The organism is Streptomyces corallincola (assembly GCF_019104725.1).
In the GTDB taxonomy this organism is placed as follows: Bacteria; Actinomycetota; Actinomycetes; order Streptomycetales; family Streptomycetaceae; genus Streptomyces; species Streptomyces corallincola.
In genome coordinates this window covers 1-21696 of sequence record NZ_JAHRXF010000027.1, presented here as the reverse complement: position 1 = coordinate 21696, position 21696 = coordinate 1, and the positions used below count along the sequence as shown (strand labels likewise).

Genomic DNA, 21696 nt, shown 5'->3' with positions numbered 1-21696 from the left:
CATGAAGTGGCACCGCCCCACGCGCACCTCCCCATGCGCACCTCCCCACGAAAGGCCACCCCACCATGACCGAAGTCAAGGGCTCGGACATCGACATCGTGACGGAGGACGGCACCGCCGACGCCTACCTCGCGCACCCGGCCGACGGCCGTCCCCACCCGGCCGTGCTGTTCTACATGGACGCCTACGGCCTGCGCCCGCATCTGCGCGCGATGGCGGACCGGCTGGCCGCCACCGGGTACACGGTGCTGGTGCCGAACGTGTTCTACCGCGCCGGGCGCACCCCCGTGCTGGACCTGCCCGAGGTGATCGACCCGGCCGCCGACCCGAGCATCTGGGAGCGGATCGGCCCCATCATGGCCGCGCACACCCCGGACCGGGTACTGCGGGACGCCGACGCCTACCTGCGCTGGCTGGCCGGGACCCCGCTGACCACGGACGGCCCGGTCGCCATCACCGGCTACTGCCTCGGCACCCGGCTCGCCGTCCGCACCGCCGCCGCCTACCCGGACCGCGTCGCCGTCGCGGCCGGTTTCCACGGCGGCAACCTCGTCACCGACGACCCCGAGAGCCCGCACCGGGTGGTGGACACCATCACCGCCGAGCTGTACTTCGGGCACGCGGGCGACGACCACTCGATGCCGCCGGAGCAGGTGGCCGCCTTCGACGCGGCGCTGGACGCGGCGGGCGTCCGCCACCGCACCGAGGTCTACGAGCACGCCAAGCACGGTTACACCCAGTCGGACACCCCCGCGTACGACCGTGCCGCCGACGACCGGCACTGGGCGGCGCTGCTGGAACTGCTCGGCCGGACCTTCTGACTCCGTTACGGCCGGGTCCGATACGGCCGGGTCCGATACGGCCTGGTCCGGGTCCGGTATGTCCGTACGGCCGGTGTCCGCGACTCGCGGGGCACCGGCCGTACGCACGCACAGGGGGCGCATTCCCGCCCAAGACCGCACAAGCTACCCTCGCCCGCGTTCCGCGCACGGCGAATCCTGTCCGACGCATTGACATGTCCGTACCGGCCCGTAACGCTGAGAGCGCTCTCAGCACTGGTACGGACCAAGGGCCGTACCACCCCGACCCCACACGGAGGTGGAGAGTGCTCCACAGCGTCCCCCGCCCTGCACTGCCTCTGGCCGCAGCGGCTGCTCTGGTAGGCGGTGTGCTCACGCTCGCCGCACCGGAGACCGCGAACGCCGCCGTGCCGGACACCATCCCCCTGCAGATCACGAACAACTCCGGCCGTTCGGAGCAGGTCTACATCTACGACCTCGGTACCCAGTTGTCCTCCGGGAAGCAGGGCTGGGCCGACGAGAGCGGCACGTTCCACGCCTGGCCGGTCGGCGGCAACCCGCCGACCCCGGCGCCGGACGCGGCCATCACCGGCCCGGCGCCCGGACAGACGAAGACGATCCGCCTCCCGAAGTTCTCGGGCCGGGTCTACTTCTCCTACGGCCAGAAGCTGGACTTCCGGCTGACCACCGGCGGCCTGGTGCAGCCGGCGGTGCAGAACCCGTCCGACCCGAACCGGAACATCCTGTTCAACTGGTCGGAGTACACACTGAACGACTCCGGTCTGTGGCTCAACAGCACACAGGTGGACATGTTCTCCGCACCGTACGCGGTCGGGGTGAAGCGGGCCGACGGCAGCACGCTCACCACCGGGCACCTCAAGTCCGGCGGCTACAGCGCCTTCTTCAACTCGCTGCGCGGCCAGTCCGGCGGCTGGGGCGGTCTGATCCAGACCCGCTCCGACGGTACGGTGCTGCGCGCGCTGTCCCCGCTCTACGGCGTGGAGACGGGCGCGCTGCCGGCCGGCGTGATGGACGACTACGTCAACCGCGTATGGCAGAAGTACGCGACGTCCACCCTGACGGTGACCCCGTTCGGGGACCAGCCGAACACCAAGTACTTCGGCAAGGTCTCCGGTGGCGTCATGAACTTCACCAACTCCTCGGGCGCGGTCGTGACCAGCTTCCAGAAGCCGGACGCCTCCAGCATCTTCGGCTGCCACGGCAAGCTGGACGCGCCCAACGACCAGGTGCGCGGCCCGATTTCGCGCACCCTGTGCGCCGGTTTCAACCGCTCCACGCTCCTGAGCAACCCGAACCAGCCGGACAGTTCGGCCTCGGGCTTCTACAAGGACGCGGTGACCAACCAGTACGCGGGCAAGATCCACGCGCAGATGGCGGACGGCAAGGCGTACGCGTTCGCCTTCGACGACGTCGGCAACCAGGAGTCTCTGGTGCACGACGGCGGTCCGCAGCAGGCGTCGCTGACGCTCGACCCGCTGAACTGATCCTTCCGCAGCGGGTGTTGTCTCCGTCCGTCGGGTTGGCGGACGCGCGGGTCCGGGTCCGGGCGCATCCCGGACCCGGCCTCCCGGCCCCGGCCGACGCGTTGTTACGGTGCTCCGCGTGTCTGACTCCTCACGCGATACCGCACAGGGCGCCGGCTGGGGCTCGCCCGAACCCGGCAGCTACAAGCGGCTCATGCCCGACCATGTCGAGAAGCTGTCCTGGCTGAACCCGAAGACCCTGCTGGCCGCCCGCAACGGAGTTCTCGCCTCCTGGTTCGGCGACCCGACCGGCCACACCCGCAGTGTCCTGACGCGACGTCAGGCCGAGGCCGGAGCACCCGCCGACAAGCTGATGCGGCGCGTGGTGCCGGAGCGGTTCTCCTTCATGGTGATCGGTGACACCGGTGAGGGCGACGAACCCCAATACGCCGTCGTGCCAGGGTTCTTGAAGATCAGCGAGGGCACCGAGTTCGCGGTGGTCGCCAGTGACGTGATCTACCCGGTGGGCGCGGCGGCGGACTACGGCACCAAGTTCTTCCGCCCGTACCAGGACTATCCCGCGCCGATCTACGCGATACCCGGCAACCACGACTGGTACGAGGATCTCGGCGCGTTCATGCGGGTGTTCGGCAACGAGGCGGCGGTACCGCCCGGGCCCGCTCCCCGCGCCCGCCCGTTCAGCCGGGCCTGGCTGCGGGACCTGCTCTGGCACCGCCCGAAGCCGGTGGACGAACAACGCCTGGCACAGGCAAGGACGTTGCGTTCGGCGCCCGGCCAGCGGGCCGTACAGCCCGGACCGTACTGGGCACTTGACGCGGGGCCGGTGCGCATCGTCGGCATCGACACCGGGCTGCTCGGTACCCTGGACGCCGAACAGGGCGCCTGGCTGCGGGAGATCTCGCGCGGCCCGAAGCCGAAGATCCTGATCACCGGCTCCCCGCTGTACGTGGACGGCGAGTACCACCCCTGTCCCATCGACGGCGGCGGCACGGTGGACGACATCGTGCGCGACCCCGACCATCACTACGTGGCCGCGATTGGCGGGGACATCCACAACTACCAGCGCTATCCGGTGGACGTGGACGGGCGGACCGTGCAGTACGTCGTCGCGGGCGGCGGCGGCGCGTTCATGCACGCCACGCACACGATCCCCCGCGTGTCCGTGGGGGGCGTCACCGAGCGGGAGTTCCGCTGCTATCCGCTGCGCGGCGACTCCCTCGCGTTCTACAGCAGGCTGTACGGGCGACGGCTGCGGCTGCGCCGGTTCTTCACCCTCTCCGCCTCCGAGGCGACGGCCGTGGTGGCGGAGCGGCTCGGCGTCGAACCCGCCCGCACCCCCGACCCGGACGCCCGCGTCACCCGGCGCAGCCGCACGGTGGCCACCCTCCTCGGCACCGGCAGCCGTCCCGAACGCCCTTCCCGCTTCCGCCTCCCGGTCCGCAAGACGTACACCCAGCTCTTCTCCCCCGGTTCCGCGACCTACAGCCCGCCGTTCTTCAAGTCCTTCCTCCGCCTGGACGTCGGCCCGGACGCGGTCCGGCTGCGCTGCCACGCCGCCACCGGAAACCTGGCGGCGGAACTCGATCCGCCGGTGGAGGACGAGGTGGTGATCCCGCTGAACGGGGGCCGGTCAGGTGCTGAGGACGGAGGTGGGGCCGCGTCCGGGGCGGATTCCGGTACTGGGGTAGGGGGTGCAGCCGGGGGTGGAGTCGTCGGGGACGGAGTCGAGGCACCGCAGGCGAACTGATCACACGGTTGTCACACTCGGCTGCGAGAATCGGGGCAGAGCCGACCACGATTGCCGGAGGAACCGTGCCGTCCACGTCCCGACCGCTGCGCAAGCTGGGTTTCCTCACCATTGGGCTGTTCGACCCCGCCGATCCTGGGCCGGGCCACGAGGCGACGCTGGAGATCATCGAGCTGGGTGAGCGGCTCGGTCTGGACAGCGCGTGGGTGCGGCACCGGCATCTTCAGCACGGCATCTCCTCACCGGTCGCGGTGCTGGCTGCGGCGACGCAGCGGACGCGGCGGATCGAGCTGGGCACGGCGGTGATCCCGCTCGGCTGGGAGAATCCGCTGCGGCTGGCGGAGGATCTGGCGACCGTGGACATCCTGTCCGGCGGGCGCCTCAACCCCGGTGTCAGCATCGGCCCGCCCCTGCACTTCGACCGGGTCAAGGACGCCCTGTACCCGGACACCGCAGCCGCCGAGGACTTCGGGTACGGCAGGGTGCGGCGCCTGCTGGACCTGGTGCGCGGCGAACGGGCCTCCGACTTCAGCGGAACCGAGGGCATCGAGGTCTTCTCCGACATCGTGCAGCCGCACTCCCCGGGCCTCGGGCAGCGCATCTGGTACGGCGGCGGCAGCCTGCGCTCGGCACGCTGGGCGGGCGAACAGGGCCTGCGGTTCCTGACCAGCAACGTGGTCAAGCCCGAACCGGGCGACGGCCCGTGGGACTTCGGCACGATCCAGGGCGAGCAGATCCGCGCGTTCCGCGCCCACCACCCCGACGGGGAGAAGGCGCGGGTCTCGCAGGGCCTGGTGGTGATCCCGACGGACTCCGCGAGCGCCGCCCAGCGCGCCACGTACGAGGAGTACGCGGCGAAGCGGCTCCCCCGTACCAGCACCCCGCAGGGCCCGGCGGGTCTGCTGTTCGCCCCCGACCTCGTCGGCACCTCCGCTGAACTGGCGGAGCGGCTGCACGCCCACCCCGGTTTCCAGGAGGTGGACGAGGTGGTGTTCGCGCTGCCGTTCAGCTTCCGGCCCGAGGACTACGCGCAGATCCTGACGGACATGGCGACGAAGCTGGGTCCCGCGCTGGGATGGCACCCGGCGGGCTGAGCCGCGACCGGGGTGAGCCGTCAGCGGAGTGAGCGGTAACCCGTCGGGCCCGGCTCACCCGGTGGCGTACCGGTGCCCCGGCCGCCGGTTCACCAGCGGCCGGGCTCCGTCCCCACCACCGGCTCGGACGGCCTGCCGTCCACGCCGACCGGCACGTCCCCCCGCAGCATCACGCGGTGCATGATGCGCGGGTGGTCCAGGTGGGCGTTGTCGCTGGGGGCGAGGTGGATGGTGGCCCGGTTGTCCCAGAACGCCACGCTCCCCGGCTCCCAGCGGAAACGGACCGTGTACTCGGGCCGTACCGCCTGCTCCAGCAGCATCTCCAGCAGGGCGGCGCTCTCCGGCCGGGAGACGCCCTCGATCTGCTCGACGTAGTAGCCGTTGACGAACAGCACCCGCTCGCCGGTCTCCGGGTGGACCCGGACCAGCGGGTGCACGGAGGCGGTCTGGTGGTCCAGGAGGCGGCGCAGGTAGGCGTCGTCGCCGGGACGGGGCTGGTAGCCGACGCCGAGCCGGTGCTCGGCGCGCAGCCCGTCGGCGAAGGCCCGTACGGGCGCGGAGAGCCCGGCGTAGGCGGCGGCGAGGTTGGCCCAGGTGGTGTCGCCGCCGTACGGCGGGACCGTCTCGGCGCGCAGGATCGTCGCGGCGGGCGGATCGATCCGGGCGCCGTGGTCGCAGTGCCAGCCGCGCAGCAGGGTGTGCCGACGGCGGCTCAGCCACTCGTCGCGGTCCATGCCGAAGCGTCCGCCGAGCTCCAGCCGGTCGGCGGTGGTCTCCACCTCGGGGAAGTCGGCCGGGGAGACGCTGCCGCGTCGGCCGAGGACGACGGGTTCGCCGAAGCGGCGGGCGAAGGCGACGTGCGCGGGGTGGTCGAGGTCCTGATCACGGAAGAAGACCACCTTCCAGTGCAGCACCGCCCGCCGGATCAGGGCGACCACCGCGTCGTCGAGCGGTGCGGCGAGGTCCACGCCGGTGATCTCGGCGCCGATGTGCCCGGCGGCCGGTCTCACCTCCACGCCCTCGGCCTGGTCGGTCCGCTCCGCGTGGTCCCGCTGGGTGGTCATGCGCGCTCCGTTGCTCGTCCGGTCGCCGAAAAAGGGGGCTCCCGCCGATCGTGTCACCGGGCGGGTACGGCACGCCAACCCCGCCGGGCTCCGAAGGGTCGGTGCTCACGCTCCCCCCGGTCCCGGCCGTGGTCACGCTGCTCGTCGGTGGATCGAGGAATGTCCTCCGTCACCTCCGTGACGGGGGCGGTGAGGCTGCCGGAGAGGTCCAGCAGTCAGGGTCGGGTCTCCGACCCGGACTGACGGGTGAGGCGACCGATCCGGCCGAGCCGGGCCGTACGTCGTGCCGGGCCCACCGGTACGGCCGGACCGGTGAACGTGACCGGTCCCCCCGCCCCCGGGAACCCGGGCCCTCTCCCGAACCGGCCGCGCGGGGCGCACCGTGGGGAAGGACCACCGGGGCCGCCGGTGGTCGGCGCGTTCCCGGCACGGTAAGAGGTACGACACATGACCGCACAGCTCGGCGGCACGGTGACCCCGGCCCACGGACTGTCCCTGACCCGGATGGGCTACGGCGCGATGCAGCTCGCCGGGCCGCACGTCTTCGGTCCGCCCCGTGACCGGGTCGAGGCGGTGCGGGTGCTGCGCGCGGTGGTGGAGGCGGGGGTCACCCACATCGACACCGCGGATTTCTACGGGCCCGTCGTCGTGAACCAACTCCTCCGGGAGGTGCTGCGTCCCTGCCCGGAGGGGGTCCACGTCGTCACCAAGGTGGGGGCGCGGCGGGGTGCGGACGGCTCCTGGATGCTCTCCCGGCATCCCGAGGATCTGAAGGCTCAGGTCTACGACAACCTGCGCAACCTTGGCGTGGAGGCACTGGATGTCGTGAATCTACGACTCGGGGACATCGACACGCCCAACGAGGAGTCGCTCTCCGAGCAGTTCGGGGTGCTGGCGGAGATGCGGCGGGCGGGGCTGATCCGGCACCTCGGGCTGAGTGCGGTGTCTCCCGTACAGCTGGAGGAGGCTCTCGCCATCGCGCCCGTCGTGATCGTCCAGAACCTCTACAACCTGGCGAACCGGCGGGACGACGCGCTGGTGGTGCGCACCGCCGCGCTGAACATCGCCTTCGCCCCCTATTTCCCGCTCGGCGGCTTCCACCCCCTCCAGTCGGACATCCTGTCCCGCGTGGCGGCCCGGCTGGGCGCGTCCCCCCAGCAGGTCGCCCTCGCCTGGCTGCTCCGGCGCTCCCCCAACATCTCCGTCATCCCCGGCACGTCCTCCCTCTCCCACCTCCGGGAGAACCTGGCGGCAGCGGAGCTGGTGCTGCCGGGGGAGGCGGTCGGGGAGCTGGACGCCATCGGCGGCTGAGGCCCGCCGCCGGGGTGGCACGGGTGGGAGCGGCGGCGCCTCCCGGCGGGCGGCGCCGACCGCTCCACCCGGCTCACCCGGGCGGTTCAGTCCTTCCGCAGGGCCGCCAGCGCCCGGTCCGCGTGGGTGTTCATGCGCAGCTCGCTGCGGACCACCTCCAGGACGGTCCGGTCCTGGGCGATGACGAAGGTGACCCGCCGGGTGGGGGCGATGGAGAAGCCGCGCCTGACACCGAACAGGTCGCGGACGGTGCCGTCGGTGTCGGAGAGGAGGGTCATACCGAGGGAGTGCTGCCCGGAGAACTCCTGCTGGCGCTCGACGGTGTCGCCGCTGATGCCGACGGGCCGGGCACCGACCGCGGCGAACTCGGCGGCGAGATCACGGAAGTGACAGGCTTCGGCGGTGCACCCGGCGGTGAGGGCGGCCGGGTAGAAGAAGAGGACGACCGGTCCGTCGGCGAGGAGTTCGCTCAGCCGCCGTACGGTACCGGCCTCGTCGGGGAGGGCGAAGTCCTCGACGGTGGAACCGACTTCGAGACGCGCGCTCATGCCCGCACCTCCCCGGCACGGGCGGAGACACCACGCGCCCACAGCACCAGCGGTACCTGGAGCGGCAGCCGGGCGAAGGCCACGGTGCGTTGACGGGCGGGGCGGCGGCGCCAGTCCACGGCCATCTTCACGTTCGCCGGGAACACCCCGACGAAGAAGGCGGCGGCGGCCTTCGCGGCGACGGCACGGGTCCGCGGGGCCGCGACACCGGCGGCGAGGGCGAGTTCCGCGACCCCGCTGCCGTACGTCCAGGTGCGGGGCGAGCCGGGCAGGGAGCGCGGGACGAGTCCGTCGAACTGGCGTGGAGCGGCGAAGTGGGCGACGCCCGCAGCGGCCAGCAGACCGGCGAGCAGCAGGGGTGATCGTTCGGACCGGGGCACGGTTCCTCCTCAGGTGATCAGCCCGGCGGATATTACTCGACGGTACCCGTGCCGTACCGTCCACGGGTCGGCCTGGGGACGGACCGGTCCGCCGGGCGGACCGGAGGCGGCAGGCGGTCGGCGGTACGGAGGACGAGGTGGCGGGCGTCCCACGGGATGTCCCGCGCGTCCCACGGGACGCGGGAACGGCATCGGGGCGGCGTGCCGCGGCAACGCTGGCTGTCGTGATCACGAGGTGTGGTCACGAGAACGACAGCCGGAGGTTTCCATGATCCGTCAGGCTCTCAGGAGCGGTCTGCTCGCCGCGGTCGCCGTCGTCGCGGTGCTGCCCGCCGCCGGGGCCGCCCCGGCGAGCGCCGCCACGGCCCCGCGCCAGGCGCCCGCCGCCGTCGCCACCACGCAGACCGTGCGCACCCCGCACCACACCCTCCCCGTCCACGGCGTCGTCGCCACCAGCCGGGCCCGGCTGAACATCCGGTCCGGTCCGGGCACCGGCTACCGGGTGGTCGGGCACGTCCGGGCGAACCGCTCGCTCACCCTCGCCTGCAAGGCGTACGGCTCCGGTGTGTACGGCAACCACATCTGGTACCGGCTGCGGCACCACCGCCACGCCTATGTGGCCGCGCACTACATCCGCACCGCCCGCAGTGTGCCGTGGTGCTGACGGGAGAGCTGACAGGCCCCGGCGGCCCCGTCGTCGCACCGCGCGTTCGTCGTACGACCTGATCACGAAGGCCCGTTCGGGAACCTCCCGTTCCCGAACGGGTCTTCGATCTGTCCCCGGCTCGCCGGGGAGGGCGTTCGGCGGGCCGGTCGTGAGGGAAGCAATCGGCACGACAGGGGCGAAAGAGCCCATAGCGGAACGGGAGTCGAGGGACGCGCGATGCGGCATCCGCAGGAATCGAGCACGCCGGACGAACGGCTGGCGGTGCGGCTGCGCGAGTTGCGGGCCGCCACCGGGCTGAGCCTCGCCGCGCTGGCCGCGCGCACGCCGTACAGCAAGTCGGCGTGGCACCGCTGCCTCTCCGGCGGCAGGCGCCCTCCGAAGGACGTGCTGGTGGCGCTGTGCCGCCTGGCCGGTGCCGATCCCGCGCCGGTGCTGGAGCTGTGGGAGGCGGCCGGCCGGGCCCCGGAGCCCGCCGACGCGCGACCGGCGGCCCGACCCGAACACCCCCACCGGGCCCGGTGGTTGCGGCTGTCCGCGCTCGCGCTGCTCACCACCGCCGTCGTCGTCGTGGCGGTGACGGCAGCCGTGTCCGACCGGCACCACGCCCCCTCACCCGCCGCGCGGACGCTGCCCGCGACCGCGTCCCGCTGCCACGCGCACGTCTGCCAGGGCGATCTGCCCGACCTGTCGGTGTGCGCCCGCGACGCGCGCACGGAGAGCCGGGTCACGGACTTCGCCTACGACGTCCGGCTGCGCTACTCCCCCGCCTGCGGCACCGCCTGGGCACAGGTCCGGGTCCGCTCCCGGCTGGCCCGCGTGGTCTCGGTCCGCTCCGGCCAGGACGTGCTGTCGGCCGGTTACCCGGCGGGCGACGCCACGGGGAACAGCAGCCCCATGCTCTCCGTGCCCTCCCCGAACGGCGTGGCCGCCTGCGCGGAGGTCGGCGGCCAGCTCGCCTGTACGGGACTCAAGGCCACGCCCGCCGACGGCTGAGCGGAGCGAGCGCCGGGTGCCCCGCCCACCACCGGCCCGGGACCCACCCCGGTACGCCTGCCACCCCCTTCGGGGGAACCCGGTGTCCACCGCGCGTGCGGCGGCGCACGGCGGTCGAGACCTGAGCCGTGAGCTCCGTACCCCTCCCCCTGGTCCCGCCGATGCTCGCCACGCCCGGCCCGCTGCCCCCCGCCGCCCAGGACGACCGGTGGGCGTACGAGACGAAGCAGGACGGCCAGCGGGTCATCGTGTACCTGCCCGGCGACGGCACACTGGTGCTGCGCGCCCGCTCCGGCGAGGTGATCACCGACGCGTATCCCGAACTCCGGCCGCTGGCACACGCGTTGGGTGCGACCCCTGCCGTCCTGGACGGTGAGGTGCTGGCCCTGGACGCGCGGGGCCGGGCCGATTTCCAGTCGCTCCAGAGCCGGATGGGTCTCGCGCACTCCCCCGCGCGGGCGGCGCGGCTGGCCGCACGGGTGCCGGTGCATCTCGTCCTCTTCGACGTGCCGTTTCTGGACGCCCCGCTGACCGGGCTGCCGTACGCGGAGCGTCGCGCCCGGCTGGAGGGGCTGCGCCTCGTGGGCCCGTACTGGTCCACCCCGCGCGCGGTGACCGGGCACGGCGCCGAGGCGCTGCGGGCGACCCGCGAACACGGGCTGGAGGGGCTGGTGTGCAAGCGGCTGGACTCCGTCTACGAGCCCGGTGTGCGCTCCCGGTCCTGGGTCAAGATCCGCAATCTGCGCGGCGAGGACGTCGTCGTGGGCGGCTGGCTGCCCGGCGGGGGACGGCTCGCCGGACTGCCGGGCGCGCTGCTGGTGGGGCAGCGCGCGGGCGGACGGCTGGTGTACACGGGCCGGGTCGGCACCGGCTGGAGCGAGGCGGAACGCGCCGAACTGGCCGTGCTGCTGCGGGACCGCGCCAGCACCCGGTGCCCCTTCGACCCGGTGCCGCGCGTACCGGGCGCCCGCTGGGTGCGGGCGGAACTGGTCGGTGAGGTCGCCTACAGCACGCGTACCCGTTCGGGACTGCTGCGGCAGCCGTCCTGGCGGCGGCTGCGGCCCGACCTCACGCCCGAGGCGTCGTCGGCCGAACTGCCGGACGCATTCGGACACGGGAGCTGAGGGTGCGTCACCCGGGGGTGTCCCGCAGGGCTATGGTGTCCCCCATGTCACTCCCGGAACTGGTCCGTATCGTCTCCCGTGACTCACCGATGGCGCTCGCCCAAGTGGAGCGTGTGCGCGTCGAGTTGACGGCCCTGCATCCGGGTGTGCGCACCGAGGTCGTGCCCGTGCGGACCACCGGTGACAAGTGGATGGGCGACCTGTCGGCGGTGGAGGGCAAGGGGGCGTTCACCAAGGAGGTGGACGCGGCGCTGCTGGCCGGTCAGGCCGATCTGGCCGTGCACTGCGTGAAGGACGTGCCCGCCGACCGTCCGCTGCCCGCGGGGACGGTGTTCGCCGCGTTCCTGAAGCGCGACGACATCCGGGACGCGCTGGTGGACCCGGCGGGCCGCACCCTGGACGAACTCCCGGCGGGCACCCGGATCGGCACCTCGTCGGTGCGCCGGGTCGCCCAACTGGCCGCTTCCCACCCGCACCTGGAGTGCGTGCCGTTCCGGGGCAACGCCAACCGCAGGCTGGCCAAGCTGGCCGCCGGGGAGGCGGACGCGCTGCTGCTGGCGGTCGCGGGCCTGGAGCGGATCGGGCGGGAGGACGTGATCAGCGAGGTGCTGTCCACGGAGGCGATGATGCCGCCCATCGGCGCGGGTGTCCTCGCCCTCCAGTGCCGTGAGGGCGACGCGGAGCTGATCGACGCGGTGAGCGGCCTCGGTGATCCGGCGACCCACCGGGAGACCACCGCCGAGCGGATGTTCCTGCACGTGCTCCAGGGGCACTGCAACAGCCCGGTGGCGGGCTTCGCCCGTGTGGACCGCGGTGGTGAACTCTCCCTGCGGGCGTGCGTGTTCACCCCGGACGGCAAGGTCAGGCTGAACGCCCACGAATGGGCGGGCCGACTGGACGCGGCGACGCTCGGCACGTCGGTCGCGGTGGCCCTGCTGCGGCAGGGGGCCCGCGAGATCATCGACGGCATCCCGCACTAGTGCTGTGACACGAGGGCGGCGCGACCGGCTGTCGTGCCGCCCCGCCGGGCTCCTCGGCGGTCAGCCGCCCCCCGGCTCCTTCTGGTCCTTCGGGGCCGACGCGTCCTCCGCGACCGCCTCCTGGGCGACGGCGTCCTTCAGATAGGCGCTCACCTGATGGGCGAGGCCGCCGGGCACCGTGCCGGTGACCGGGGTGGCCGTGGCCGCCTCCAGGACACCGGTGCCGCCGGTCCACAGCCGCCGGTCGGTCCACTCCTCGTCCACCCGGAGCTGCACCTGCACGTCCACGTGGCCGAGGGACGCCTCGGGCGCGGCGGCGTAGAGCACGGCGGTGGCGCGGCGCAGCGGGTAGACGTCGAAGCCCTCGATGAACTGGGAGTTGCGCCAGTCGAGGAACGCGCCCTCGCCGTCCGGGCCGACCCGTACGTCGATCTGACCGTCCTCCAGATGGATGCCGAGGTGTCCGGCGCCCCGGTTCTCGACGGTCACCCGGACGCTGAAGTAGGCGAGCCCGGCGGCGGCGTCGTCGCGTCCGCGCGGCGGTTCGCACGTCTCCAGACGGTGGACGCGGACCCGCAGACCGGCGTGCTCGTCGTACTCGCGCCAGTCCCCGACCACGTTCGGCTCGTACACAGTGCCCCTCTCGACCTTTCGAGAGCTGCTGTCTATCTGTGTGCTGAGCGCACTGTCAAATGAGCGGAATACGCTGTGGCCAGGGGGTTCGCCCTGTTTGATCGACGATCAAGCGTTGCGCAGGAACAATCCCCCCGGCCCGGTGCCCGCGCCGCCGGGCCGCGTGCCGCACATCACGTCGGCGGACGGGCCCGGGCCGATGGGTGCCGGGTCAGCGGGCGAGCCGTCCGAGGAGCGAGGAGGCGGCGGTGATGCCGAGCGCCGCGGCCAGCGCCAGCACCCCGAAATCGGCGCCGAGGTGGGACGGCGTACCGAGCAGCAGCCCGCGCAGGGCGTCCACTTGATAGCTGAGCGGGTTGACCTTGCTGACGGCCTGGAGCCAGCCCGGCATCACCGAGACGGGGTACAGGGCGTTGGAGCCGAAGAACAGCGGCATGGTGATCGCCTGTCCGAAGCCCATGAGCCGGTCGCGGCTGAGCACGATGCCCGCGATGGTCATGGACAGGCAGGAGAAGAACGCGGAGGCGAGGACGACGGCGAGCGCGACACCGAGCAGCTTCAGCGGGTTCCAGGTGAGGCCGACCCCGAGCAGCGCGGCGATGACGATCACCACGACCGCCTGCACCAGGGACTTCAGCCCGGCCGCGAACGCCTTGCCGGTGATCAGCGCGGAGCGGGGCGTGGGGGTGACGAGGAGCTTGTTGAGGATGCCCGCGTCGCGTTCCCAGATGATCTGGATGCCGTAGAAGATGGCGATGAACATGGCGGACTGGGCGATGATCCCCGGCGCCATGTAGTCGAGGTACGGAATGCCGCCGGTGGGTATGGCGTGGATGCGTGTGAAGGTCTGACCGAAGATCAGCAGCCACAGGGCGGGCTGGACGGCGCGGGTGTACAGCTCGGTGCGGTCGTGCCGGAGCTTCTGGAGTTCGACGGCGCACAGCGCGGCGACGCGGGCGGGCAGCAGCCGCCAGCCGGGGCGCGGGGTGGGCGGGGTGAGCAGCAGGGCCGCGGTGCGGGCGGGGTCAGCCGACACGGCGGGCGGTGCGGCGGGTGCTTCGGACATCGCGGAAACCTCCTCCGGAGTCGAGGCCGCTGCCGGCGACGTCCCGGAAGACGTCCTCCAGCGTGGGCAGGGTGTCGGTGCCGCGCCGGTCGGCGAGGCCGCGCCGCAGTTCGGCGGGGGTGCCCAGCGCCCGGACCCGGCCCCGGTGCATGAGGCCGACCCGGTCGCAGTACTGGTCGGCCTCGTCCATGTAGTGCGTGGTGACGAGGACGGTCATCCCGGTGGCGGCGCGGACCGCGTTGATGTGCTCCCAGACACCGGTGCGGGCGATCGGGTCGAGGCCGATGGTCGGTTCGTCGAGGATCAGCAGGCGGGGCGCGCTGACCAGGGCCTGGGCGAGTTCCAGGCGGCGGACCATGCCGCCGGAGTAGGTACCGGCGAGGCGTTCGGCGGCGTCCGCGAGTCCGACGGCGGTGAGCGCCTGGGTGACGCGCTCGCCGCGTTCCCGGCGGGGTACGTCGAAGACCCGCGCGAACAGGGCGACGTTCTCCCGGCCGGTGAGGGCGCTGTCGGCGGAGAGCTGCTGCGGTACGTAGCCGAGCAGGCGGCGCACGGCCATGCGTTCGCCGGTGGTGTCGTGGCCGAAGACGCTGACGGTGCCGGTCCGCACCGGCAGCAGGGTGGTGAGGCAGCGGATGGCGGTGGTCTTGCCCGCGCCGTTGGGTCCGAGCAGGCCGAAGACCTCGCCCGGGCGCACGGAGAGATCGAGTCCGTCCACGGCGCGGGTCTCACCGAAGGTGTGGACGAGTCCCGCGCAGGTCACGGCGTCGGGGGGTGGTGGATCGGTCGGGCGGGTCATGTCTCCTCGGCCTCCTCGTGCAGGGTGTCGGCGAGCTTCCGCAGGGCGGGCAGGGCGGCCCGCAGCGCGTCCAGGTCGGCCGGGTCGAGCCGGTCCAGGTGCCGTCCGATGAGTTCGGCGCGGCGGCGTTGCCAGTCCGCGAGGCGGCGCTCGGCGGTGTCGGTGAGCAGCAGGCGGGCGGCGCGCCGGTCGGCGGGGTCGGTCTCCCGGACCAGATGTCCGTCCCGGACGAGGTGGTTGACCAGGGTCGAGACGGAGTTGCCCGCGAGCCGGAGTTCACGGGCTGCGTCCGAGACGCCGATGCCCGGCCGGGCGCGGACCAGCCGCAGCAGTTCCGCCTCGGCGCCGCGCAGCCGGGGTCCGGTCGTCGCGCCGCGCAGTCCGCGGCGGCTGAGCCGGTGGATGCCGGTGAGGGCGTCGGCCAGTTCCTGAGGGAATTCGCTCTCCACGTCAGGAACGTTACCTCTGCTACAGAGGTACATCGCGCCAAGGATCGGTCAAGAACCTCCCGCATCCCTCCCACGGCAGAGCGATTTGTTTCGTATTGTCCTCTAATGGGAATGAATCGAAGGTGCTTCGGACAGGAGGCACGTCGTGGGAGCCGCGCGTTCCGGGCACCCCGGTGTTTCCTCCGGGCGCCGAGATCCGCTCCCACGTTTCCTGACACCAGCACCTGGCGAGGGAAGTGCGCGATGCCTGTCACCGGAAGCACGAGGACCCACCCGCACGACGACGCGCCGGACACGGCCGAGTCCTTCGAACGGCTTGCCGGGCTGCCGGACGGCCCCGAGCGGGCCGCGCTGCGCGACGAGCTGGTCCGGCTGTGGCTGCCGATGGCCGAGCGCATCGCCGTCCGCTTCCGGGGCCGCGGCGAGTCCCTGGAGGATCTGTACCAGGTGGCCGCGCTCGGCCTGGTGAAGGCCGTGGACCACTACGACCCGGAGCGCGGCCGGGCCTTCGAGGCGTACGCCGTGCCCACCATCACCGGCGAGATCAAGCGGCACTTCCGCGACCACATGTGGACGCTGCACGTGCCCCGCCGGGTGCAGGAGCTGCGCAACCGGGTCCGGGTGGCGCTGCGCGAGCTGGCCCAGACCACACCGGGCCGCTCCCCCACCGTGGCGGAGACGGCGGAGCACACCCGGCTCACCGAGGACGAGGTGCGCACCGGCATGGAGGCCCTGGAGTGCTTCACCGCGCTCTCGCTGGACGCCGAGGTGACCGGCGCGGACGGGTACGCCCTCGGTGACTCGCTGGGCGAGTCCGACCCCGGTTTCGAGCTGGTGGTGGACCGCGCGGCCGTCCGCCCCTGCCTCCTGGCGCTCCCGGAGCGTGAGCGGACCATCCTCTACCTGCGCTTCTTCGGCGGTATGACCCAGAGCCGGATAGCCGAGGAGCTGGGCATCTCCCAGATGCACGTCTCCCGCCTGCTGAGCGGCTGCTTCGACCGCCTGCGCGGGGAACTCCTGGCGGAACCCGCCGAGGAGGCACACCCCGCCGAGGAGCCGGACCAGGAGCCCGAGCGGGGACGGCAGCCGGGTCGGGAAGGCTGACCGGGCTCCATCGCCGCCGGTCATCCGCCTGGACCGGCACCGCACGGGTACCCGACAGGCGATCCCCATCCAGTCGGACCGGACACCGGTGCCCCACCGGTGGGCCGTCCGGCCACGAGACCAGGACGCGACTGACATGAACGCAGACACACCTGCCGGTGCCGGACCGAGGACACGGGACGTCGTCTCCACGCGCTCCGTGTTCGGCGCGCCCTGCTGGGTGAGCCTCACCAGCCGTGACCTGGGCGCCACCCAGGAGTTCTACTCCGCCGTGCTGGGCTGGCGGTGGCGCGGCGCCAAACTGGGCGAGCACTTCCGGATCGCCCTCGCGGACGGGGTGCCCGTCGCGGGGATCGCCGCCGTCGCCTCGATGTGGCAGATGGCGGTGGCCTGGACGCCGTACTTCGCCGTGCCGGACGCCGACGTGGCGGTGGCGCGGGCCCGTGAGCGCGGCGGGACGGCGGCCGTGGGCCCGCTGTCGTTCCCACCGGGCCGGGCCGCGCTGCTCGCGGACCGGGACGGGGCGACGTTCGGCATCTGGCAGGGCGACCTTGTCTCCAACTGGGAGGCGTGGCGCCGGGCCGCCCCCACCTCGATCCGGCTGCACACCCGCAACGCCTTCGACGCCGCGATCTTCTACGGCGAGACCCTCGGCTGGGCGACCGGGCAGCCGGGCGCCTGCGAGGTGGAGTACGAGGGCGGCGAGGTGGTGCTGCGCAGCCGGGGCGACGTGGTGGCGCGCATCGACTCCGGCGCGGTGGAGGCCGCCCCCGACCCGGCCGTCCGGCCGCACTGGCGGGTGCACTTCACGGTGGCCGACGTGGCGGGCTGCGCCCGTACGGCGGAGAAACACGGCGGGAGCGTGCTGAGCGAGCACGAGACGGAGGCGGTGCTGCGGGACCCGGACGGCGCGCAGTTCACGGTCACCTCGCGCCCGGTGCGCTGACCGGACGGAGCCGGGCGGTCAGGCGGTGCCGTGCGCGGGCCGGGTCAGCAGGACCAGGCTGCGCGGCTCCAGCCGTAGCCGGGTGCCCGCCTTGTGCTCGCGCTCGTCGGGCACCCCGTCGGCGTCGGCGGCGGCCGTGTCCACGAGGGTCGTCCAGCGCTCCCCGTACGCGTCGTCGGGCAGCCGGAAGTCCACGGCCTCCCAGTAGCCGTTGAGCAGCAGCAGGAACGAGTCGTCCACCAGACGTCCGCCGTGCGCGTCGCGTTCGGCGATGGCGTCGCCGTTGAGGAACATCCCGATGGAGTGCGCGTCGCCGCGCTGCCAGTCGCGGTCCGCCATCTCGCGGGCGTCGGGCCGGAACCACACCAGATCGGCCAGCGGCTGTTCGGCGTTGGTCGCGGTCTCGCCCCGGAAGAAGCGCCGTCTGCGCAGCACCGGGTGGTCGGCGCGCAGCGCGATCAGCCGCCGGGTGAAGTCGGTCAGCGCCCGCTGCTCGTCGGTCAGCTCCCAGTCGATCCAGGACACTTCGTTGTCCTGGCAGTAGGCGTTGTTGTTGCCGCCCTGGGTGCGGCCCAGTTCGTCGCCGTGACTGAGCATCGGGATGCCCTGGGAGAGCAGCAGGGTGGCGAGCAGGTTGCGCTGCTGCCGGGCCCGGAGTTCCAGCACCGCCGGGTCGCGCGTGTCGCCCTCGGCGCCGCAGTTCCAGGACCGGTTGGTGCTCTCGCCGTCCCGGTTCTCCTCGCCGTTGGCCTCGTTGTGCTTGTCGTTGTAGGACACGAGGTCGCGCAGGGTGAATCCGTCGTGCGCGGTGACGAAGTTGACGCTGGCACGCGGGCGGCGCCTGCTGTGCTGGTAGAGGTCGGACGAGCCGGTCAGCCGGGACGCGAACTCCCCCAGCGAACCGGGCTCGGCCCGCCAGAAGTCCCGTACGACATCACGGTACTTGCCGTTCCACTCCGACCACAGCGGCGGGAAGTTGCCCACCTGGTAGCCGCCCTCGCCCACGTCCCAGGGCTCCGCGATCAGCTTGACGCGGCTGATCACCGGGTCCTGCTGGATCAGGTCGAAGAACGCCGAGAGCCGATCCACCTCGTGGAACTGCCGGGCCAGGGTGGCCGCGAGGTCGAACCGGAAGCCGTCCACCCGCATCTCGGTGACCCAGTAGCGCAGCGAGTCCATGATGAGCTGGAGGACGTAGGGGTGGCGCATCAGCAGGCTGTTGCCGGTGCCGGTGGTGTCGTAGTAGTGCTGCCAGTCGCCGTCCACCAGCCGGTAGTACGAGGCGTTGTCGATGCCCCGGAAGGACAGCGTGGGGCCCATCTCGTTGCCCTCGGCGGTGTGGTTGTAGACCACGTCGAGGATGACTTCGAGACCGGCCGCGTGCATCGCCTTCACCATCGCCTTGAACTCGTTGACCTGCTGGCCGAGTTGGCCGGAGGCGGCGTAGGCGTTGTGCGGGGCGAAGAAGCCGATGGTGTTGTAGCCCCAGTAGTTGGCGAGACCCCGGTCCTGGAGGACGCCGTCCTGGACGAACTGGTGCACCGGCATCAGCTCGACGGCGGTGACACCGAGCGAGGTGAGGTGCTCGATCACGGCCGGGTGGGCGAGGCCCGCGTAGGTGCCGCGCAGTTCCTCGGGCACGTCCGGGTGGGTGCGGGTCAGACCGCGCACATGCGCCTCGTAGACGACCGTCTCGGCGTAGGAGCGGCGCGGCGGACGGTCGTCGCCCCAGTCGAAGTACGGGTCCGCCACCACGCCCAGCATCGAGTGCCCGGCGCTGTCGCCCGCCGACGGACCGTCGGCCGAACGCTCGTACAGCGAGGGGTCGTTGTCGATCTGGCCGGACACCGCGCGGGCGTACGGGTCGAGCAGCAGCTTGGCCGGGTTGCAACGGTGGCCGAACGAGGGATCCCAGGGCCCGTGCACCCGGTATCCGTAGCGCTGACCGGGGCCGACGCCCGGCAGGTAGGCGTGCCAGACGAAACCGTCCACCTCGTGGAGCCGCACCGGGTGCTCGGTGCCGTCCTCGTCCACGAGGACCAGGTCCACGCGTTCGGCGACCTCGCTGAAGAGGGCGAAGTTGGTGCCCTGGCCGTCGTAGGAGGCCCCCAACGGGTAGGGGTGCCCGCTCCACACGGGCACCCCTGTCCAGGTTCCGCGAGCCGTCACAGCGCGCCCGCCAGAACGGGCTCGACGGCCGCCGCCGGGGCGACGAGGGAGGACACCGGCAGCGCGCGGGGCACCCTGAGGCCCTGGCGGAGATCCGGCGACGGGGCGAGCGGCACCAGCGGGACGCGTTCACCGGCACGGGCGCGCTGCGAGAACCAGATGATCGTGCCGCCGGACTCGGCGGCGCAGCACCCCCACCCGTCGCTCATCGCGGCGATGTCCGCGAGGCAGGCGCGCAGGTCCTGGTCGGGGCGGAGGTCCCGGTCGTGGCCGCCGATCGCGGTGATGAGGTGCTGTCCGTTCCACCACATCTCGATCGACGCGTCCTTGTCGGTGGCGTGCTCGTCGATCGCCCGCAAGAGCATCTCGGCGCCGCGCCGGACGGGGACCATCAGGTCCTCCAGATCCCAGTGACGCAGGTGGGCGGCCAGTATGCGGCTGACCTGTCCCACCCGTCCGGGTCCGACTTCCACGTCCAGGTGGTAGTAGCAGGGAACTGCGGTCTTCATCGTCGCTTACTCCTCACCGGCGAAGCTCCTGCCCCCGCCACCCGTTCCGGGAGGCTCCCGGACACTCGGCGTGAGCGATGATCGCTTCTGAGTCACCACCACAGTGAGCGTGCTACGCCATTCGTGCAACACGAGCCTCACGAATGGCGGGACGTCACTCTTCCGAATGGCGGGGTCGTTGAACGTCCAACAGGACGATGTGTGTTTGGCCGTGCACCATGAGTGAAATGCCTCGATCGCCGTAACGGTGCCGCGCCCTCCTGTGCGCGGACGCCACCCGACCGTCGGGAACGCGCCCAGTCGAGAGCGTGGAAGGTGAAGAGGGTCATGCTGCTCCCCGCCAAGGCCGAAGTGGCCCGGCAGTTGCGGCGTTACCGGGCCTGGGAGCGCACGATGCTCGCCCGGCCCCACGACCGCACCGTCCGGGCCGCGTTCGAGGACTCGGGCTACACCTTGTGCGTACTGATGGCGAAGCGCTGCGCCCGCGAGGCGGCGGACGCGGCCGAGCACTATCTGCGCACCACCCTCGCGGGATATGTGCGCGGGCAGGACGGACGGCCCCGGCCGGGACGGACGGCGCGCCGGTCGCCGCCTTCGGAGCGGCGTTCCACGGCGCCGAGTCCCTGACGTGGCACCGTTCTCGGCAGTCCCCCCTCCGGGGCGCGGCGGCTGAGGTCTCCTCCTCCGTGCGTCCGGACGGTTCTGGTTTTTCGTGGACGGTTTTTCGCTGACGGTTTTCCCTGAAGGTTTTCCCCGGATGGTTTCTCCCGGTTGTTTTCCCGAACCGCGAAGCGGGGCCAGGCGCCCGGCTTCGCCGCACGACGGAGGTGAGACGAATGCGCAGGACCCCCGCCATCGGCCGCGTACCGGTACGTGACGTACGGCCGGCCGTCGAGTGCGGAAGGCGCCCGGCCAAGGCGGTCACCGGCGAGACGTTCCAGGTGACGGCGACCGTGTTCCGGGAGGGGCACGACGCGGTCGGCGCGAATGTCGTCCTGCGCGATCCCTCCGGGCGGCGCGGCCCCTGGACCCCGATGCGTGAACTGGCGCCCGGCACCGACGTGTGGGGCGCCGACGTCACCCCGGACGCGACCGGCCGCTGGTCGTTCCGGGTCGAGGCGTGGAGCGACCCGCTGACGACCTGGCGGCACACGGCGTCCGTGAAGATCCCCGCGGGCATCGACATCGGGCTGGTGCTGGAGGAGGGCGCCGAGCTGTTCGAACGCGCGGCGGCCGGGGTGCCGCGGGGCGCCGGGCGCGAACTGGTGCTGGCCGCCGCCCGCGCTCTCGGCGACGACAGCCTGACCGTCGGCCACCGGCTGCGGCCCGCGATGTCGGCCGAGGTCGTCGAGGTGCTGGAGCGCCACCCGGTTCGGGATCTGCTGTCGGCGTCGGAGCCGATGCCGCTGCTGGTCGAGCGGGAGCGGGCGCTGTTCGGTTCGTGGTACGAGTTCTTCCCGCGGTCGGAGGGCACGGAGGAGGTCCCGCACGGCACGTTCCGCACGGCGGCCCGGCGGCTGGACGCCATCGCGCGGATGGGTTTCGACGTGGTCTACCTCCCGCCGATCCACCCCATCGGCACCGCGCATCGCAAGGGCCGCAACAACACCCTCACCCCGGCACCGGACGACGTCGGGGTGCCGTGGGCGATCGGCTCCCCCGAGGGCGGGCACGACAGCGTCCATCCGCTGCTGGGGACGCTGGAGGACTTCGACCACTTCGTGGGCCGGGCCCGCGAGCTGGGCATGGAGGTCGCGCTCGACTTCGCCCTCCAGTGCTCCCCGGACCATCCCTGGGTGGAGAAGTAC

At 72.5% G+C, this 21696-nt stretch carries 22 protein-coding genes; 13 read left to right on the top strand and 9 right to left on the bottom strand.

All coding sequences use genetic code 11. The annotated features are described in order from the left end of the window. Positions 1-65 precede the first annotated feature (65 nt). The 4 genes from KUM39_RS17940 to KUM39_RS17925 all read left to right on the top strand — a co-directional run bounded on the left by KUM39_RS17940 (position 66) and on the right by KUM39_RS17925 (position 5146). Positions 66-821, top strand: a complete 756-nt coding sequence (locus KUM39_RS17940; protein WP_217786695.1) for a dienelactone hydrolase family protein — start codon at positions 66-68, stop codon at positions 819-821. A gap of 284 nt (positions 822-1105) precedes the next feature. Next, positions 1106-2305: a glycoside hydrolase family 64 protein gene (locus KUM39_RS17935; RefSeq protein ID WP_372455773.1), complete on the top strand. Its 1200-nt coding sequence runs from the start codon at positions 1106-1108 to the stop codon at positions 2303-2305. Between the two features lie 118 nt (positions 2306-2423). Next, positions 2424-4052: a metallophosphoesterase family protein gene (locus KUM39_RS17930; RefSeq protein ID WP_217786693.1), complete on the top strand. Its 1629-nt coding sequence runs from the start codon at positions 2424-2426 to the stop codon at positions 4050-4052. Positions 4053-4117: 65 nt separating this feature from the next. Next, complete coding sequence (locus tag KUM39_RS17925) at positions 4118-5146, top strand: LLM class flavin-dependent oxidoreductase (RefSeq protein ID WP_217786692.1); 1029 nt, start codon at positions 4118-4120, stop codon at positions 5144-5146. Between the two features lie 89 nt (positions 5147-5235). Here the strand turns inward: KUM39_RS17925 and KUM39_RS17920 are convergent, their stop codons facing one another. Continuing rightward, positions 5236-6210: a TauD/TfdA dioxygenase family protein gene (locus KUM39_RS17920; RefSeq protein WP_217786691.1), complete on the bottom strand. Its 975-nt coding sequence runs from the start codon at positions 6208-6210 to the stop codon at positions 5236-5238. Positions 6211-6657: 447 nt separating this feature from the next. Between KUM39_RS17920 and KUM39_RS17915 the strand changes: the two genes are divergently transcribed. Further along, positions 6658-7521 (top strand): oxidoreductase, encoded by an 864-nt coding sequence (locus KUM39_RS17915; RefSeq protein ID WP_217786690.1) that lies wholly within the window; start codon positions 6658-6660, stop codon positions 7519-7521. 86 nt (positions 7522-7607) lie between these two features. Here the strand turns inward: KUM39_RS17915 and KUM39_RS17910 are convergent, their stop codons facing one another. Both KUM39_RS17910 and KUM39_RS17905 read right to left on the bottom strand, forming a co-directional pair. Beyond that, positions 7608-8069 carry a peroxiredoxin gene (locus KUM39_RS17910; RefSeq protein WP_217786689.1) on the bottom strand — a complete coding sequence of 154 codons (462 nt, stop codon included), beginning with the start codon at positions 8067-8069 and terminating at the stop codon, positions 7608-7610. Then, on the bottom strand, positions 8066-8449 hold the full coding sequence (locus KUM39_RS17905) for a DoxX family protein (protein ID WP_217786688.1): 384 nt from the start codon (positions 8447-8449) through the stop codon (positions 8066-8068). The genes KUM39_RS17910 and KUM39_RS17905 overlap by 4 nt, the downstream gene beginning before the upstream one ends. A 268-nt stretch (positions 8450-8717) precedes the next feature. On the opposite strand from KUM39_RS17905, the gene KUM39_RS17900 reads away from it, so the two are divergent. The 4 genes from KUM39_RS17900 (at position 8718) to hemC (ending at position 12213) form a co-directional block, all read left to right on the top strand. Next, on the top strand, positions 8718-9113 hold the full coding sequence (locus tag KUM39_RS17900; RefSeq protein ID WP_217786687.1) for an SH3 domain-containing protein: 396 nt from the start codon (positions 8718-8720) through the stop codon (positions 9111-9113). Between the two features lie 219 nt (positions 9114-9332). Beyond that, positions 9333-10109, top strand: coding sequence for an XRE family transcriptional regulator (locus tag KUM39_RS17895; protein WP_217786686.1), 777 nt, complete (start codon positions 9333-9335; stop codon positions 10107-10109). Between the two features lie 161 nt (positions 10110-10270). Beyond that, the gene (locus KUM39_RS17890) at positions 10271-11233 is read left to right on the top strand and encodes an ATP-dependent DNA ligase (protein WP_217786737.1); all 963 of its coding nucleotides are present in this window, start codon (positions 10271-10273) and stop codon (positions 11231-11233) included. 44 nt (positions 11234-11277) lie between these two features. Further along, positions 11278-12213, top strand: a complete 936-nt coding sequence (hemC, locus tag KUM39_RS17885; RefSeq protein WP_217786685.1) for a hydroxymethylbilane synthase — start codon at positions 11278-11280, stop codon at positions 12211-12213. A 60-nt stretch (positions 12214-12273) separates the two neighbouring features. Here the strand turns inward: hemC and KUM39_RS17880 are convergent, their stop codons facing one another. The 4 genes from KUM39_RS17880 to KUM39_RS17865 all read right to left on the bottom strand — a co-directional run bounded on the left by KUM39_RS17880 (position 12274) and on the right by KUM39_RS17865 (position 15193). Then, positions 12274-12846, bottom strand: coding sequence for a hypothetical protein (locus KUM39_RS17880; protein ID WP_217786684.1), 573 nt, complete (start codon positions 12844-12846; stop codon positions 12274-12276). A 211-nt stretch (positions 12847-13057) separates the two neighbouring features. Next, on the bottom strand, positions 13058-13912 hold the full coding sequence (locus KUM39_RS17875) for an ABC transporter permease (protein WP_217786683.1): 855 nt from the start codon (positions 13910-13912) through the stop codon (positions 13058-13060). Further along, positions 13872-14711, bottom strand: coding sequence for an ABC transporter ATP-binding protein (locus tag KUM39_RS17870; RefSeq protein ID WP_217786682.1), 840 nt, complete (start codon positions 14709-14711; stop codon positions 13872-13874). Before KUM39_RS17870 ends, KUM39_RS17875 begins: the two co-directional genes overlap by 41 nt. Beyond that, positions 14708-15193 (bottom strand): MarR family winged helix-turn-helix transcriptional regulator, encoded by a 486-nt coding sequence (locus KUM39_RS17865; RefSeq protein ID WP_217786681.1) that lies wholly within the window; start codon positions 15191-15193, stop codon positions 14708-14710. The genes KUM39_RS17870 and KUM39_RS17865 overlap by 4 nt, the downstream gene beginning before the upstream one ends. Positions 15194-15403: 210 nt before the next feature. Between KUM39_RS17865 and KUM39_RS17860 the strand changes: the two genes are divergently transcribed. Both KUM39_RS17860 and KUM39_RS17855 read left to right on the top strand, forming a co-directional pair. Next, on the top strand, positions 15404-16264 hold the full coding sequence (locus KUM39_RS17860; protein ID WP_217786680.1) for an RNA polymerase sigma factor SigF: 861 nt from the start codon (positions 15404-15406) through the stop codon (positions 16262-16264). Positions 16265-16400: 136 nt separating this feature from the next. Continuing rightward, positions 16401-17210, top strand: a complete 810-nt coding sequence (locus KUM39_RS17855; RefSeq protein WP_217786679.1) for a VOC family protein — start codon at positions 16401-16403, stop codon at positions 17208-17210. 18 nt (positions 17211-17228) lie between these two features. On the opposite strand, the gene glgX is transcribed toward KUM39_RS17855, so the two are convergent. Further along, on the bottom strand, positions 17229-19352 hold the full coding sequence (gene glgX, locus KUM39_RS17850; protein WP_217786678.1) for a glycogen debranching protein GlgX: 2124 nt from the start codon (positions 19350-19352) through the stop codon (positions 17229-17231). 23 nt (positions 19353-19375) lie between these two features. Continuing rightward, entirely contained in the window at positions 19376-19888 is a 513-nt protein-coding gene (locus KUM39_RS17845; protein ID WP_217786677.1) for a pep a2, read from the bottom strand. A gap of 327 nt (positions 19889-20215) precedes the next feature. On the opposite strand from KUM39_RS17845, the gene KUM39_RS17840 reads away from it, so the two are divergent. Both KUM39_RS17840 and KUM39_RS17835 read left to right on the top strand, forming a co-directional pair. Further along, on the top strand, positions 20216-20515 hold the full coding sequence (locus KUM39_RS17840; RefSeq protein WP_217786676.1) for a DUF5133 domain-containing protein: 300 nt from the start codon (positions 20216-20218) through the stop codon (positions 20513-20515). A gap of 209 nt (positions 20516-20724) precedes the next feature. Further along, on the top strand, positions 20725-21696 hold a 972-nt coding region (locus KUM39_RS17835; RefSeq protein WP_217786675.1), incomplete at its 3' end, for a maltotransferase domain-containing protein.